The sequence below is a fragment of the Bifidobacterium thermophilum genome, from assembly GCF_002846655.1.
GTDB classification, from domain to species: Bacteria; Actinomycetota; Actinomycetes; order Actinomycetales; family Bifidobacteriaceae; genus Bifidobacterium; species Bifidobacterium thermophilum.
This window is the reverse complement of record NZ_PCGX01000008.1, coordinates 438063-454206: the sequence shown is the minus strand read 5'-3', so window position 1 is coordinate 454206 and position 16144 is coordinate 438063. Positions and strand designations below refer to the sequence as shown.

General features: G+C 59.4%; 15 protein-coding genes and 1 tRNA gene. 3 read left to right on the top strand and 13 right to left on the bottom strand.

The genetic code is table 11. From position 1 onward, the window contains the following. Positions 1-319 precede the first annotated feature (319 nt). The 3 genes from CQR48_RS04520 to CQR48_RS04510 are packed head-to-tail and all read right to left on the bottom strand — an operon-like array spanning position 320 to position 3216. Positions 320-1729 carry an NAD(P)(+) transhydrogenase (Re/Si-specific) subunit beta gene (locus CQR48_RS04520; protein ID WP_101452130.1) on the bottom strand — a complete coding sequence of 470 codons (1410 nt, stop codon included), beginning with the start codon at positions 1727-1729 and terminating at the stop codon, positions 320-322. After that, positions 1726-2055, bottom strand: a complete 330-nt coding sequence (locus CQR48_RS04515) for an NAD(P) transhydrogenase subunit alpha part 2 (protein ID WP_015450511.1) — start codon at positions 2053-2055, stop codon at positions 1726-1728. Before CQR48_RS04515 ends, CQR48_RS04520 begins: the two co-directional genes overlap by 4 nt. A 3-nt stretch (positions 2056-2058) precedes the next feature. Beyond that, complete coding sequence (locus tag CQR48_RS04510; protein ID WP_101452129.1) at positions 2059-3216, bottom strand: NAD(P) transhydrogenase subunit alpha; 1158 nt, start codon at positions 3214-3216, stop codon at positions 2059-2061. A 231-nt stretch (positions 3217-3447) separates the two neighbouring features. Here CQR48_RS04510 and CQR48_RS04505 point away from each other — a divergent pair, with 231 nt between their 5' ends. Beyond that, positions 3448-5457 (top strand): AMP-dependent synthetase/ligase, encoded by a 2010-nt coding sequence (locus tag CQR48_RS04505; RefSeq protein ID WP_371836380.1) that lies wholly within the window; start codon positions 3448-3450, stop codon positions 5455-5457. 172 nt (positions 5458-5629) lie between these two features. Here the strand turns inward: CQR48_RS04505 and era are convergent, their stop codons facing one another. From era to CQR48_RS04475, 6 genes are all read right to left on the bottom strand, one after another. After that, positions 5630-6628 (bottom strand): GTPase Era, encoded by a 999-nt coding sequence (gene era, locus CQR48_RS04500; protein WP_033505532.1) that lies wholly within the window; start codon positions 6626-6628, stop codon positions 5630-5632. Beyond that, positions 6625-8100 carry a hemolysin family protein gene (locus tag CQR48_RS04495; protein WP_244898937.1) on the bottom strand — a complete coding sequence of 492 codons (1476 nt, stop codon included), beginning with the start codon at positions 8098-8100 and terminating at the stop codon, positions 6625-6627. The genes era and CQR48_RS04495 overlap by 4 nt, the downstream gene beginning before the upstream one ends. Before the next feature lie 74 nt (positions 8101-8174). Continuing rightward, positions 8175-8741, bottom strand: coding sequence for an rRNA maturation RNase YbeY (ybeY, locus tag CQR48_RS04490; protein WP_015450506.1), 567 nt, complete (start codon positions 8739-8741; stop codon positions 8175-8177). Next, positions 8738-9979, bottom strand: coding sequence for a PhoH family protein (locus tag CQR48_RS04485; RefSeq protein WP_101452127.1), 1242 nt, complete (start codon positions 9977-9979; stop codon positions 8738-8740). Before CQR48_RS04485 ends, ybeY begins: the two co-directional genes overlap by 4 nt. A gap of 10 nt (positions 9980-9989) precedes the next feature. Beyond that, a complete protein-coding gene (locus CQR48_RS04480) occupies positions 9990-10328 on the bottom strand; it encodes a histidine triad nucleotide-binding protein (RefSeq protein ID WP_015450504.1) in 339 nt (112 codons plus the stop codon). 129 nt (positions 10329-10457) lie between these two features. Continuing rightward, positions 10458-10545: transfer RNA gene (locus CQR48_RS04475), tRNA-Leu, on the bottom strand. A 191-nt stretch (positions 10546-10736) separates the two neighbouring features. Between CQR48_RS04475 and CQR48_RS04470 the strand changes: the two genes are divergently transcribed. Then, complete coding sequence (locus CQR48_RS04470) at positions 10737-11534, top strand: 16S rRNA (uracil(1498)-N(3))-methyltransferase (protein WP_015450503.1); 798 nt, start codon at positions 10737-10739, stop codon at positions 11532-11534. A gap of 131 nt (positions 11535-11665) precedes the next feature. Then, the gene (locus CQR48_RS04465; protein ID WP_015450502.1) at positions 11666-12535 is read left to right on the top strand and encodes a TrmH family RNA methyltransferase; all 870 of its coding nucleotides are present in this window, start codon (positions 11666-11668) and stop codon (positions 12533-12535) included. Positions 12536-12648: 113 nt separating this feature from the next. On the opposite strand, the gene CQR48_RS04460 is transcribed toward CQR48_RS04465, so the two are convergent. From CQR48_RS04460 to sufC, 4 genes are all read right to left on the bottom strand, one after another. After that, entirely contained in the window at positions 12649-13266 is a 618-nt protein-coding gene (locus tag CQR48_RS04460; protein ID WP_101452126.1) for a metal-sulfur cluster assembly factor, read from the bottom strand. Positions 13267-13282: 16 nt separating this feature from the next. Then, entirely contained in the window at positions 13283-13882 is a 600-nt protein-coding gene (gene sufU, locus CQR48_RS04455; protein WP_015450500.1) for a Fe-S cluster assembly sulfur transfer protein SufU, read from the bottom strand. A 179-nt stretch (positions 13883-14061) separates the two neighbouring features. Beyond that, positions 14062-15339, bottom strand: a complete 1278-nt coding sequence (locus CQR48_RS04450) for a cysteine desulfurase (protein WP_101452125.1) — start codon at positions 15337-15339, stop codon at positions 14062-14064. Between the two features lie 24 nt (positions 15340-15363). After that, positions 15364-16143 (bottom strand): Fe-S cluster assembly ATPase SufC, encoded by a 780-nt coding sequence (gene sufC / locus CQR48_RS04445; protein WP_015450498.1) that lies wholly within the window; start codon positions 16141-16143, stop codon positions 15364-15366. Position 16144 lies beyond the last annotated feature (1 nt).

Sequence of the window (16144 nt, the reverse complement as noted above, 5' to 3'; positions counted from 1 at the left end):
GCCAGCAGTGTTCTGGTGCGCCGTCACGCTGTCGAGCTGGGCATGAAACCTACCCGGAAGCCCAAGAACCGGAGGGCTTTCCCGCAGCGGACGATAACCTTGATGTTGTAATTGAGATGTTACCAACCGGCGAGAAACCACTATTCAGAATGTCCACATCATGGTTGCGATTTTGGACACTCGTCCGATGCGGAAAGCAAACGGGCTTGGATACACCGCTATGAGCAGGCGTATCCAAGCCCGTTTTCCGAGTCGCGGTACACGCGCAACCCCGTCCACTGGAGTTTTCCCTGTCAGTGTTCCAAGGCGCGGACACACATCAGGCCAACAGCTCCTTAACGGCCGCGATCACGGCTTGCAGTCCGGCTTTCGCATCGCCGAACAGCATCTGCGTGTTGTCTTCGAAATACAGCTCGTTCTCTATGCCAGCGTACCCGCGTCCTCGTCCGCGCTTCATGACCACCACATGCTGTGCCTGGTCAACGTCGAGGATCGGCATGCCCGAAACCGGTGTCCCAGGGCGGCGGGCCGCAGGATTGGTCACGTCGTTCGCGCCGACGACCAGAGCCACATTGGCGGATGGGAACTGCGGATTGATGTCATCAAGGTCCACCAGTTCGTCATACGGGACGTTCGCCTCGGCGAGCAGCACGTTCATATGTCCCGGCATACGGCCGGCGACCGGGTGAATCGCGTAGGACACTTCCACGCCATGCTCCTTGAGCAGTTCGCCGAGGTCGGCGAGCTCACGCTGGGCTTGCGCCTGAGCGAGACCGAAGCCGGGGACGAAAATGACCTTCTGCGCATACACGAGCTGGACGGCGACATCGTCTGCCGTGGTCTCTTTCATGGTGCCTTCGGGGCCGTCGTCGTTGGCGGAGGCGTTCGAAGCGCCTCCGAATCCGCCGGCGAGCACGCTGTGCAACGGCCTGTTCATCGCCTGGGCCATCAGGATCGACAACGTCACACCGGCAGCACCGACAAGGGCGCCGGCAACAATCAGCGCGACATTGTCAATCGCCAAGCCGCTCATCGCCACTGCAGTACCCGTGCATGCGTTGAGCACGGAAATGACCACCGGCATGTCCGCTCCGCCGATCGGGATGACGAAGACCAGACCGTACACCAGTGCGAACACCGTGGTGAGCACCGCCCACAGCAGGCGCTGCCCGGGCTGCACGCACAGCATCACGAAGGACGCGATGGTCAGCACGATGAACAGCACGTTGAGGAAGCCTTTGCCGGGCAATGTCAGCTTGCGCAGGAACTTCACGCCTTGCAACTTGCCTGCCGCGACCAACGAACCGGTGAAGGTGACCGAGCCGATGACCACGCCAAGCCCGGCGGTGATCAGCACCACCAGCCCGGGCGCCTTGGCGGGGGTGAGAATGTCGTTGAGCGCGACCAGTGCGGCTGCTCCGCCACCGACGGTGTTGAAAATGGACACCAGCTGCGGCATGTCGGTCATTTTCACCTTTTTCGCGCTGACGACACCGGCGACCGCGCCGATTGCAATGCCCAGCAGCAACAGGATGATCGCGATATTAGAACGGTATCCGGTGACGAACAAGTGTACGAAAGCCATGATTATGGCGATCACCATGCCGACGGCGGAGATCTGGTTGCCGCGACGGGCGGTTTTCGGTGAATTCATGAAGTGCAGGCCGATGACGAACATTACGGCCGAGAGCAGATATACGAACCAGGCTACGGTATCGATGGCGTTCACTTGCCGGCCTCCTCGTCAGCGTCGGAATCATCCGCGGATTTCGCGGGTTTGGAGCTCTTGAACATCTCAAGCATGCGATCGGTGACCACATATCCGCCGACGACGTTCATCGTGCCCAGCACCGCGGCGAGGAACACGAACACGTATGCAAGCGGCGAATTCGCCTGCGCAGCGACGATGACCACGCCTACAATCACGATGCCATGAATCGAATTGGCGCCTGACATCAGCGGCGTGTGCAGCGTCGCCGGTACTTTGCCGATGACTTCGACGCCGATGAGCAACGCCAGGACGAACAACGTAATGGATACAACAAGTGGATCCATGAGTCACTCCCCTTTCTTTCCGGATTCTTCGGTTGCGGATGCTTCGAGCCCGGCGACCACAAGGGCGTCGTCCAACTCGTCCCCGGCGACGGTTCTCAGACGGCCGTCGCGCACGAAGTGGGACAGCACGTCAGCAACATTGCGCGACAGCAGGTTCGAAGCTGTGTTGGAGACATCAGATGCCAGATACGGTGCTCCGATGATGGTGACACCGCCTTCGGTGACTTGCGTGCCGACCACAGAGCCTTCGACATTGCCGCCGAGGTCGCTCGCAGCGCAATCGACGATAACCGCTCCACGATGCAACGCCTTGACGCCGGCCGCCGTGAGCAGCATCGGCGGCTTGCGGCCGGGAACCTTCGCGGTGGTGATCACGATATCGAACTGGGCGGCCTTCTCATCAACCGCAGCCTGCTGCGCCGCCTGTTCCTCCTTGGTGAGCTGACGTGCGTAGCCGCCCTGCCCTTGACCGGCCGAGAAATCAAGACCGAGATCGAGGAATTTCGCGCCCAAGGACTCGACTTCGCCTTTCGATGCCGGACGGACATCATACGCAGTGACGACCGCGCCGAGTCGACGGGCGGTGCCAATCGCCTGGAGTCCGGCGATTCCAGCACCCAACACCAGCACCTTCGCAGGACGGATGGTGCCCGCCGCAGTGGTCATCATGGGAAGGAAGGCCTGGTAAGCGTTCGCCGCGACGAGTGCCGCCTTGTAGCCCATGACAGAATTCTGCGAGGTCATCTCATCCATGGATTGCGCCGCACTCAGCTGCCTGGGCAGGCGTTCGATGGCGACGGCGGTCAGTCCGGCCTGCGCAAGAGACGCGATATACGCGTCATCGGTGAAGGATCCGAGCATACCGATAACCCATTGCCCCGGACGCATCGCGGTAACCAGCGTGGCATCCGGCCGGGATACGAATCCGAAGGCGTCACACGTGGCAAGCACCGTTTGCCGATCGCACACGCGAGCGCCGGCACGTTCGTAATCGGCATCCGTATATTGCGCGGCAAGTCCCGCTCCCTGTTCGATCAGACATCCGACGCCTTTTTTGCGCAGCCTTGCGACAATGTCAGGCGTCAGTGCCACACGCCGTTCATGCTCGGTCGTCTCGTTGAAGACACCGAACTGCACGCCGGCTTCTGGTTGTTCAGCCATAGCAGCCCTTTCTAGCTTCATTACTATTGCGTACGTGGGGTACGGGCACAGTCTACCCTATTTCTCCGGTGTCGATGCCCGGCCTTCCGTCTGCCGGTCCCGCGACCGCCTCAGCTACGCGACCGTAAGGTGACGGAGGGGATTTTTTCGACTATCATGACAAGGTTGATAGCTGAAGTGAATGCCAAGGAGCGAGACGTGTCCCTACTCAATTCCATCAAGGACCAAACGATGAGAGTCACCCGTAAGGCGCTGCGCCTTGGCGGGGATTTCACCCATCCGGTCAGCGACGACCAGCCGGGCGATCCTGACTACATCGATCCGCAGGACATCGAAGTCGCGGATATGCCGGTCAATCTGCCCAATAGCGCAGAATGGGGGCCAGGGTATCCCACAACCACGTTCATCGATCAGAAGACGGGTTGCCTGACAGCCTCCACCGCCGGCAATCCCCCGCTGGACGACGGTTGGAGCATCTACGACATCTACGCCGACCGCGCCAAGCGCATGGGCGACAAGCCGCTGTACACATTCAAGGTCAACGGCGAATGGACGACGAAAACCGCCAACGAATTCCTTCACGAGGTGCGTGTGACGGCCAAGGGCCTCATGCATTATGGGCTGAAGAAGGGCGACGGCGTCGCGTTCATGTGCCGCACCTCTTATGAGTGGGATGTGTTCGACGCGGCAGTGATGGCGTGCGGCGGCGTGTTGGCCACCATCTATGACACTGATTCTGCGGAGCAGATCCGCAATATCGTGGATAATTCCGATGCACGCTTCTTGGTCGTACAGACCACTGACATGCGAGACAAGGCTGACGGCGCGATGGAGGAATGCCCCACGCTCGAGCAGGTCTTCTGCTTCGAAACCGGCGGCCTGTACGAGCTGCAGGCGTATGCGGACGCGGTCAGTGACGAGGAGCTTGACGCCCGCATCGATTCGGTGAAGAAAACCGATCTGTGCTCAATCGTGTATACGTCCGGTTCGACCGCCGCGCCGAAGGGCGTGGAGATGACGCATGAGGATTATTGCGCGACCGCGCTCAACCTGCCGGACTACATGCCTGACCTGTTGCACGACGAAAAGAACACGATTCTGTTGTTCCTTCCGCAGGCGCATTCCTTCGCCCGTGCAATCAACTACATCTGCGTGGCGAGCCAGCTGCATATCTACATCGCCGAAGGCATCAAGACCATGATCGGCGATTTGCAGGTTTCCCGTCCGTCGGTGATGATCGTGGTGCCGCGTGTCCTCGAGAAGATTTACAACGCCGCTTCGCAGAAGGCTGGTCATGGCGCTAAGGGTGTCATGTTCGCCGCTTCGGTGGTCACCGCCCAGAAGTTCATGAAGGAGATCAGCGATCAAGGCAAGGCTTCGACGCTCACGCGCGTGGAGCGCGCTGCCTACGACCCGCTGGTGTACAAGTCCTTGCGAGAGGTGCTCGGCGGCCGCGCCAAGTGGATTGTCACCGGCGGCGCCCCGCTGGATCCGGATTTGCTCGCCTTCTTCCGCGGCGCCGGCATCCCCGTGTATGAAGGCTATGGTCTGACCGAAACCACCGCCCCCTGCGCATTCAATCCGTTGGGTGTTCCGTTCCATGAAGGTTCCGTTGGTATCCCGTTCCCGGGCTTCTCAATTCGTCTCGCTGACGACAATGAGATTCAGGTCAAGGGCGCATCGGTGTTCCACGCCTATCACAAGAACGAGGAAGCGACGGAAACGTCCTTCACCCAGGATGGTTGGTATGCGACCGGCGATTTGGGTCATCTCGACGACAATGGATTCCTGTACATCATCGGCCGCAAGAAGGACCTGATTATCACCGCCGGCGGCAAGAACGTCTCTCCCGGCCCGATTGAGGAAACCATCCAGCGGTGCGAATTTGTTTCGCAGGCCCTGGTGCTCGGCGACAAGCGTCCGTTCATTTCGGCGCTTATCACGCTTGACGAGGATTCCCTGCGTCCTTGGCTCAAATCCAAGGGGCTCAACGCCGATATGTCGATGCAGGAGGCGGCCGGAAACGCTGTGGTCCGCGCCGAAGTTCAGAAATATGTCGATCTGGCCAACGAAGGCGTCTCCCGCGCTGAATCCGTACGCAAGTTCATTATCCTGCCCGAGGAATTCACCCAGGAGAACGGCCTGCTCACCGCTTCGATGAAGGTGATCCGCCCGAAGGTCATCAAGCGGTATGCGACCCTGCTCAACACGCAGATGTACACTAAGCGCAAGCAGCAGTAAGTAAGAGCAGCCTTAAGACGGTTATGATGATGGCCCGGTCCCCACTATGGGGGCCGGGCCATCATCGTTGTTATACGCGTTCGGCGCTTGACTTCGCGCTCACGGCAGGATCTTTAAGACCTCTTGCCGTGAGCACGTGCAGGCGGATCCGGGACTCGACTGGGAGTTCGGATCAGAATCCAAGTCGTTCAAGCTTCTTCGGGTCGGACTGCCAGTCCTTGGCGACCTTGACATGCAGGTCGAGTTTCGCCTTCTGCCCGACGATACGATTGACCGGCGTACGCAGTTTCTTGCGCACCTTGACCAGATGCTCGGCCTTGTGACCGATGATTATCGGCTTCTGCGAGTCGCGTTCGACATAAATCGAAACCAGAACATGGGCTTTGCCGTCGCTCTCGGGGTCATCGGGGTCGGGGTACTCGATGCTGTCCACGACGACCGCGAGCGAATGGGGCAGTTCGTCGTCAAGCTCCTCAAGGAAAGCCCAACGCACAAGTTCGGCGATGGTTGATTCGGGCTTTTCCTCGGTCAGCTGTTCCGCCGGGTACATTTGCGGGCCTTCGGGCATGTTCTCGATCAAGACGTCCCGCACTTCAGACACGTTGTCGTGCTCAAGGGCGCTGACGGGGACGATATCCGTAAAATCGGCGAATTCATTAACCTGGATGAGTTTCTCAATCAGCTCCTGACGATTGAGCTCATCGATTTTCGTGACGATCGCAATCAGCGGAATCTTCCATGCGAAGCTGCCGTCATCGCGTTTCTTGGCGAATTGAGAGCGCAACCGGCTGAGAATACGTTTGTCACCCGGACCGATTTCCTGGTCGGCGGGAAGCAGGAACGCGATTTCGTCGACATCGGCGAGGGATTCCTCAACGACATCATTGAGCCGCTGACCGAGCAAAGTCCGCGGGCGGTGGATACCAGGCGTATCGACCAACACCAGCTGGGCGTTATCGGTTGTGACGATGCCGCGTATTGCTTTTCGGGTCGTTTCCGGCCTTGATGAGGCAATGGCAATCTGTGTGCCGACCAAAGCGTTCATCAACGTGGATTTGCCGACATTCGGCCGTCCCACGACCGCGACGAATCCCGACCGGTAGACGTCGTGACCCTTGACGGGCTCGTGTTGGGCCGGTTCGTGTCCGGTACTGGTATCGCTTTCGCTCATGCTGCTCCTTGCTCGTGGCGGTTGGCGGTGTTGTCCTGTCCGTCCTGGGATGGATGGCCGTCCTGCGCCGTGTCATGTCGGTCATTGACGTGCTGACCGCCGATTTGCTGTTGTTTACCAGTGTCCTCGCCGGGCTCGACGTGTGCCGGTTCGACGACGATTGTTGAGACCTTTTTGCGCCTGCCAGCCGAATCCACTGCGGTCAGACGCAGTCCACGGGTGACCGCCGAAGCGCCGACAATCGGGACACGGCCAAGCAGTTTGGTGAGCAACCCGTAGACCGTATCGACATCGTCCTCGTCGATATCGACCTCGAAAATATCCTCCAGATCGGCGATTGGCGTCCTCGCGGGCATACGCCAGATATGTTCGCCGATTTGCTCAGGTTCGCTGTGCTGGGTGCGGTCGTGCTCATCCTCAAGTTCGCCGACGATCTGCTCGATGGTGTCCTCGATGGTGACCATGCCGGCGATGCCGCCGTATTCGTCCACCACGATTGCGACATGCTGCCGGGTACGTTGCATTTCGTGGAACAGGTCATCAACCGGCTTAGATTCCGGAACAAGCATAGGATTGCGGATGATGCTTTCCACATCGCGGGTCATCGCATCAGGATTAAAGGCCGTGGCGCGTACGGCATCCTTGAGGTAGGCCATACCGACCAGATCGTCAACGTCGTCGCCGATGACCGGGACCCGGGAGAACCCGGATCTGGAACACAATTGCAGGAAATCCTGAAGATTTTGCCCGCGTTCGATGCAGATCATATCGGTGCGCGGCACCATGATTTCGCGGGTCAGCGTCTCAGACAAGGTCAGTACATTGCGCAGCATCTCGGAGACCTCCGGGTCGAAATCATTGGCTTCGACCAGCCGATCGATGGTTGCGCGCCCCTGTTCGAGCTGCAACTTCTCCAGTTCCTCGTCGTCGGACAGCTCGGATTGCTCATGATGATGCCGTTTATTGACTTTGTCGCCGCCGACCTTGGCAAACGGGGTCAACGCCACAGCCAATCCCACGACACGCACGTGCCTGAGCATGATATCGACCGGTTTGACGGCACCCGCGGAACGAGGACGGACAAGGATGGAGACCACGCCGATAAACACGCCCGCCACGATGCCGCTGACCAGCTGCACCCACAACACACCGCCGCACAGGGACACGATGCTCGCCACCAGCACGCCGTCGAACACGTTGCACACGATACGGAAGAAAGCACATGATCCAGATGTGGCGAACCGGTCGGCGATAAGCCTCTGCACCTTGTGAATCTTGTCGATTTTCTTCATGCGTGAGAACTGTGTGAGTTCCTGGTCGGTCTGGACTTCCAAAATCCGATTGTTCAGACTGGCTCGGGTGACGCGTGACACCGCGCCTTCCGCCGCCGCCATCGACAAAGACAGCCATACCAGAAGCGCCGCTACCACGGCCAGCAACGCAATCAAGACAATCGTAGTCATATCAGGCATTTCATTCCCCCTGAACCAAGCTGGCCATCGGCGTCACGCCAACAGTCTTACTGTAATACATATCAGCTACGCAGTCACTGATGATGCGCATCATCCGCTCCGCCTGCAGCCCCAGGCCGAGCATGTCCGGCGTCATATTCCACAAGCATGTCGCGCGCCCCGGAAGGCAGGGTCGCCGACGGGACGTCCACTTGGCGAACAGCCATATAGGTGAGCAGCAATTGGCGCTGCAAACCGAACATCTGACGTTCCTGTTCAGGGGTTACATGGTCGTATCCAAGAAGGTGGAGGATGCCGTGGATAGTCAGCAGCATCATTTCCTGCATGGTGCTATGGCCGGCGGCAAGGGCCTGTTGCCTCGCTACCCAAGGGCAGATGACGATGTCGCCGAGCACGCCCTCCATTTCGGTTGATCCGTCGCCCGGACGTAATTCGTCCATCGGGAAGCTCATCACATCAGTCGGACCTTGCAGATTCATCCAGCGCTCATGCAACTGTGCGATGGGGTCGGGATCGACGAACAGGATCGTCAGATCCGATTGGATGCTTACTCGCATCTGGCTCATCACCCACACGCCGAGCTGGGAGAAGACCTCCGGGTCGATGTTCCATACAGTTTCATTGGTTACATCAACGCTCATACGTTGTTATGCTCCTCATAATCGGAAAGGTTGTGGGTATTGCTGTCAGCTGCGCCGAGGTTCTCATCGCCGCCTTGGGCGTTCTGCCCGGCGGCTTCACCGTTGTGCTCTTCCGTACGTCCGGCCGGGCCGTGCGGCGTATCGTTCCTGCGATGCCCGCGTCTGCCATGGTCCCCGGCGATGGCGGCATGCCGATCATACGCTTGGACGATTTTTCCGACGAGCGCGTGACGCACCACGTCTTCAGAAGCCAAGTGTGCGAAGGCGATACCGTTGATGCCATGCAGAATGTCTTCGATTGTTGCGAGGCCGGAACGTGGCACGGTCAAATCGACCTGCGTGATATCGCCCGTAATGATCATCTTGGTGTTGAATCCCAGACGTGTCAGGAACATCTTCATCTGCTGTTCGGTCGTGTTCTGAGCCTCGTCGAGGATGACGAAAGCGTCGTTGAGCGTACGGCCGCGCATATATGCAAGCGGGGCCACCTCGATAGTGCCGTCATCCATAAGCCGGTGCAACTGTTCTGCGCCGAGCATATCGGAGAGCGCATCATACAACGGCCGCAGGTAAGGATCGACCTTCTCGCTCAACGTGCCGGGCAGGAAGCCGAGATTCTCCCCCGCCTCCACCGCAGGACGCGTGAGGATGATTCGACGGACTTCACCGTCTTGGAATGCACGAACTGCCTTCGCCACGGCGAGATAGGTCTTTCCAGTGCCGGCAGGGCCGATGGCGAAGGTGATCGTATTGGATTCAATCGTATTGACATAGGCGATCTGCCCCGGGGTTTTGGGACGGACCGGAACACCGGCGGCGAAAGTGATGACACCCGGCACATGGGCACGGCGGCGGTCCTGGTCGATTCGGCTACCCGACTCGACCATGGCATTCCGAGGCACCGCGGCAGCGGCTCCGAATTTACGGACATCATCCATACGCTGCGATCGTGCTCCATTGCGTAGCACGCGGCGGTCAAGCAGACGGCGAACCGTGTCAGCATCCATCGGCGCGGTATACGCCTCGTCGATCAAGGTGTGCATGACCTCTTCGGCTTGTGCGGCCTGGGCTTCGGTCTGCTTTGACCTGGATACGATTGCGACCCGATTGCCGCGCACGAGAATGGTCAGCTCCGGAAACGCCTGCTCAACTACGCGAATGACCTCGTCAATCGGGCCGAACACGGCGACGGGATCAAGCTCGGGGGGAACCGTAACAACGCGGGTAGTGGTAGCCACTTGCCGAAACCTACTCCTCGAACTTCTGACCGGTCAGAACATGGGCATGGACGTGGAAGACCGTTTGGCCTGCGTCCTCGCCGGTATTGAACACCAGGCGATAGGCGCCATGGAAGGCGTCATCGGCAATATGCTGGGCGACTTCGACAATATGGGCGAGTGTCTTGGGGTCAGCCTTGGCAAGTTCAGCGGCATTCGCGTAATGCTTGCGCGGCACGATCAGAACATGCACCTTGGCTTTCGGCGCGATGTCCTTGAACGCGTACACCGTGTCGTCCTCGTACACCTTGGTGCTCGGAATTTCCCCCGCAATGATCTTGCAGAACAGGCAATCATCGGACTGGCTCATACACACTCCTTACCGAATGGGTCGTTGTACATGCTGTACACCGTCAGCTCCCATACTATTGAACCGTTCGGATAAGCGATGACATTCACGCCGATAACAAAAAAGGCTTCCCTTCGGAAGCCTTGCTTGTGTCCGGAGCGGGACTTGAACCCGCACGCCCGTTTAAAATAGGCACTAGCACCTCAAGCTAGCGCGTCTACCATTCCGCCACCCGGACATGTGCCTTGAAGCAACAGAAAGAAACTATAGCACGACGCGTGCCTGACGCAAATCAGACCCCTCTTGGGCGTGTCGTTTTCCTGGGCGGCGGCGATGCGCCCTGCCGTAATTGCACAATCCAAAGGGATGACCTGCACGGCAACACCGCACTCAAGCCGCGGAACCTGACCCGGTGATAGCCTTGCAACCATGACTGATCCGCTGTTTTTGCTGCACCCCGAATCCGACGACGCGCCGGTGAACACCGACTCGCTTCGTGAAGGATGGAACATCACGCTACCCAGGTCCATCAGACGCCATGCCATCCAGGCCATGCGCCTGCACGACGGCGACACGCTCCAGCTGTCTGACGGCCACGGCCTGCGCATCCACACCACGCTGGTCGACGCCGAACAGGGACAAGCGCAAGTCAGCGCGTTCAGCAAAGAGGAACCGCCTGTCACCCGACTTGCGCTCATTCAGGCGCTCGCAAAAACCGGCCATGACGAGCAGGCAATCGACATGGCCACCCAGATCGGGGTCGATACGGTTATCCCTTGGCAGGCGGACCGCTCCATCGCCAAATGGAAACGCGGACGGAGCGATCGCAAATGGTCACAGACCATCGACGCCGCAACAGAACAGTCACGCCGGGCATGGCGGCCGCAGCTTGACGATTGCATCTCCAGCAAGCAGCTCGTGGCCGTTTGCCGCCGGGCGATGGTATTCGGCGATATCGTCATCGTCCTGCACCAGGATGCGACCGCCAACTGGGAGCAGATTGAACAGGCGGTCGCGCATATGGAACAACGCTGCCTCGAAGACGGTCGTACCCGCACGGTAAATGTCGTCGTCGGGCCAGAAGGTGGAATCAGCGAGCAGGAAGCGCGTCAATTCGCAGATGCAGGGGCCATGTGCACGTTGCTCGGGCATAATATCCTGCGCGCGTCCACCGCAGGGCCGGTCGCGTTGTCGCTGCTGTCACGGGCCATGGGACGATACGCCTGACATCGCACGGCCAAGGCGCCCGCATACTATGATGCAATAAAGGAACCGACGCGCCACGCCTTCGGAACACACCACGATACACAGGCGAACCGGCACGCCATCACTATCGAGACAAGGGAGATCCTGTTTTCATGCGGCTGATTCATGTGGACAACATCGACGACGAGCGCATCGCCGCCTACACCAATCTCACCGAACTCCAGCTCCGCAACCGCCTTGAACCCGCAAAGGGGCTGTTCATCGCCGAATCCCCCAAAGTCATCGACCGTGCGCTCGCCGCAGGCCGTGAACCAATCTCCCTGCTGGTGGAAGAGCCATGGATCGCTGGCATGAGCGACGAGTTCGAATACATCGACCAGCATTGGGGGCCGGATATCCCCGTGTATGTAGCCAGCCCCGAGCAACTCAAACGGCTGACCGGATACCGTCTGCACCGCGGTGCGCTGTCGGCGATGAAACGTTGGCCACTGCCGAGCGTCGAAGAGGTCTGCCGTGGCGCTCGCCGCATCGCCGTCATGGAAAACATCGTCGATCACACCAATGTCGGGGCTCTGATGCGTTCAGCCGCTGCGCTTGACGTGGATGCGGTGCTCGTGACGCCCTCGTGCGGCGATCCGCTCTACCGCAGGGCGGCCCGCGTGTCCATGGGCACGGTGTTCCAGGTGCCGTGGACGCGCATCGGCGGCGATGACACGCATTTCTGGCCGGTCCAAGGTCTCGCCCAGCTCCATGAGCTGGGGTTCGCCACAGCGGCCATGGCATTGGATGACGATTCCATCAGTCTTGACGAGCTTGTCCGTCGGCTCGACAATGATCCAGCGTCCCCCGACCATATCGACAAACTCGCCTTGATCTTCGGCACAGAAGGCGACGGGTTATCCCATCGCACGATTTCTGACGCGGATCTCACCGTGAAAATCCCGATGAGCCACGGCGTGGACAGCCTCAATGTGGCAGCTTCCAGCGCGGTCGCGTTCTATGCGACACGTGTCAAGCACTGACGTACGCGATACAGAATACAGCGCTGCAAACAGTAATGCTTCCCGCTGCCTGATGAAAGGCGGCAGGAAGCATATCAGCACCGGGTTTGTATACGGCGTGCGCTTTGTGACGATCAATATTGCGGCATGGCATCGAGATTGAACCCGATGGCCGCAAGCTGTTCACGCCCCTCGGGGGTGATTTTGTCCACGGTCCAGCGCGGCTGCCAGGTCCAGTCGATGCGGAATTCCTCGACGAGCCCTGCGAGCGTGCTCGCGCATTCGTCCTCGATGAGTTCCGTCAGCGGGCACGCCGGCGTGGTAAGGGTCATCGTGATGATTGCGCGTCCAAGATTATCGATTTCGATGCCGTACACCAAGCCGAGGTCGATGACATCAATGCCGAGTTCAGGATCAATGACTTGGTGCAGTGCTTCTTTCACGTCCGCGGCGGTTGCACGGCCAATATCGTCCACAGCGACCAGCGGGATATCATCCTCGTTGTCCGTCTCGTCCCCGTGCTTGCATTCCTGCTTGCTGTGCTTGCCGCACGCGCAACGGCCGCTTTCGGATGCGGTGTTCTCCTCCCCCGGCTTGGTATCGGACGTGCTGTCGTCCTGGGCACCCAACGCGCCCAGCAGCTGCGGATTGGCCATGACCTTGCGCGCAGCGTTGTCATTGCCCAAAGCTTGGGAAACGGTATCGAAAATCGTGGATTGTGGTTCGGGGACCAGATTGCCCTGATCTGTCATCTTGCTCCTTATCGGCTCAGTCGGCTTCGCCGGCGGGTGTCTTGTCTTGCGAGGCCAAGGCCTTGGCGACTGCATCTTTCATGCCTTCCCAGCCGAGCAACGCACATTTGATACGCATAGGATACTTCGAAACGCCTTGGAACACCACAGCATCCTCAAGCTGTTCGTTCTCGGCGTCATCGGCAAGCCCCTTGCCTCGGGATTCCATGAGTTTGTGGAATGTGGCGCCCAGGTTCATGGCCTCATCGACGGTTTTACCTTCGACCAGATCGGTCATCACCGACAGGCTCGCCTGGGAAATCGAACAGCCGTGGCCATCCCACTCGAGCTGTTCGATGCGATGTGGCTCGTCTTGCGAGACTTCGACACGGATGGTCGCCTCGTCCCCGCACGTCGGGTTGAATTGATGTGATTGACCGGTTTCGCAGTATTCGTGGTTCTGGCGTACGCTCGCCTCACCTTGGTCAAGCGAGGATTGGCCGGTCGCGGTGTCGTTCTCTTGGGTCAGATCCGGCGCGAAATGCGCTTTCCCGTGCGGATCGCGAGCCGCTTCGAGAATGACCTCCTGATACATCTGCTCCAGGTCATCGCCGCTCATGCCGAAATCATCACTCATGCCTGTTCCCTACTCTCGCTTACATGCTTGCGGGGGCATATCATACCCCCGCAGAAGCGTTACCACCATACCTGATAAGGGATACGCCCAAAGCGCATTCATCGACTGCGAATTGGGCGTATCCGTCAGACCGGTCGGGCAAGCATGTAACATGCTTCGAATGCCCACCAGCCTTGGCATCAGACCTTGAAGAATGGCCTGACCTTAGAAACCGCTTCGACTAGGGCCTGCGCATCCTCAACGCTGTTATACACGCCGGTGGATGCACGATTGGAGGCATACAGCCCGAAGTGACGGTGCACTGGCTGGGCACAATGATGGCCGACGCGGATTGCGATACCCAGCGAATCGATGAACTGGCCGACATCATGCGGGTGGACGCCCTGGACATCAAATGCCACGGTACCGATACGATCGACATTTTCACGCGGTCCCAAGATCCGGACTCCATCAATATCGCCGAGTTTCAGCAGTTCGCCGGCGATGGCCTTCTCATGCGCTTCGATGTTCTCCATGCCAATAGCACGCATCCAGTCGGCGGCAACGCCGGCTGCCACCACTTGGGCGACGGGCTGGGTCCCGGCTTCAAAACGTGCAGGCGGGGCCATATATTCTGCCGGCTTGTCCATCCACGCCAATTCGACCATGGATCCACCAAAATTGGCAGGCGGCAGGGCCTCCAGCAACTCACGCTTGCCATATAGGAAGCCTACGCCGGTCGGACCGTACATCTTGTGGGCGCTCCACGCGGCGAAATCAACATCCATCGCATGGAAATCAACCTTCAGGTGCGGTACGGACTGGCAGGCGTCGAGGATGAAGACCGCCCCCACTTCATGGGCGCGGCGGACAATCGGCGCGATATCCGTAATGGCGCCCGTGGTGTTGCCCACATGGGTGATTGCGACGACCTTCGTGCGTTCGGTGATGACCTCGTCGGCGGTATCGGAACGGATGCGTCCGTCCTCGGTCAAATCGAACCATTTGAGGGTTGCTCCGGTACGGTAGGCGAGCTCCTGGAACGGCAGCAGCACCGAATGGTGTTCTGCTTTGGAGACCACAATCTCATCGCCGGGCTTCAAAGCGAATCGTTGGGCCGCCTTGCCGCCGCGGCCGAGGCTCACATTGCCGAACGCGGTCGCCAGTAGGTTCAATCCCGCGGTCGCACCTGCGGTGACGACGATTTCCTCCTCGCCTTCCTCGCTGTTGGCGCCGACCAGGCGTGCGACCTTGGCACGCGCCTCTTCGAATGCCATCGTGCTGCGGGCAGCCAACTCGTGGGCACCGCGGTGGACACCTGCGTTGATGGTGCGGTAGAACTCGCTTTCGGCGTCAATCACGCACTGCGGCTTCTGCGAGGTCGCGGCGGAGTCCAGATAGACCAGAGGATGACCGTGGATCTCTTGGTCAAGAATCGGGAACTGCTGCCTGATTGCAACGAAATCAACATCTGCCATTGTGATCCTTGTCTTTCAGATTGTTCAGGCCAACGCCGATTCCGTGCTGCCTTCCGGCAGATATTCGTCGTAGCCGTTCTCCTCCAGCTCGTCGGCAAGCTCCGGGCCTCCGGTCTTGACGAAATGACCATCGGCGAAGACATGGACGATGTCAGGCTTGATGTACTTGAGGATACGCGTGTAGTGGGTGACCATGAGGATGCCCAGATCGGTGTTCTCCTTGGCGCGGTTGACGCCTTCGGACACAATACGCAGAGCGTCGACGTCGAGGCCAGAATCGGTTTCGTCGAGGATGGCGAACTTCGGCTTGAGCAGTTCGAGCTGCAACACCTCAGCGCGCTTCTTCTCGCCGCCGGAGAATCCTTCGTTGACGGAGCGCATCGCAAACTTCGGATCCATGCGCAGCCGCTTCATCGCCTCGTTGAGCTCCTTGGTCCACGTGCGGATCGAGGGAGCCTTGCCATCAACCTCAGTCTTCGCAGTGCGCAGGAAGTTGGTCATGGATACGCCGGGCACCTCGACCGGGTACTGCATGGCGAGGAACAGGCCTTCCTTGGCTCGCTCATCCGGCGTCTGCTTAAGGATGTCCACGCCGTCGAGCAACGCCTGGCCGGAATCGACCTCGTACTTCGGGTGACCCGCCAGCGTGTAGGCGAGGGTGGACTTGCCGGAGCCGTTGGGGCCCATGATCGCATGGGTCTCCCCCGAATGGACGGTCAGATTGACCCCCTTGAGGATCTGCTTGCGTCCCTCCTTGGTTTCCACAGAGGCGTAGAGGTCCTTGATTTCGAGAGTATGCTGCATG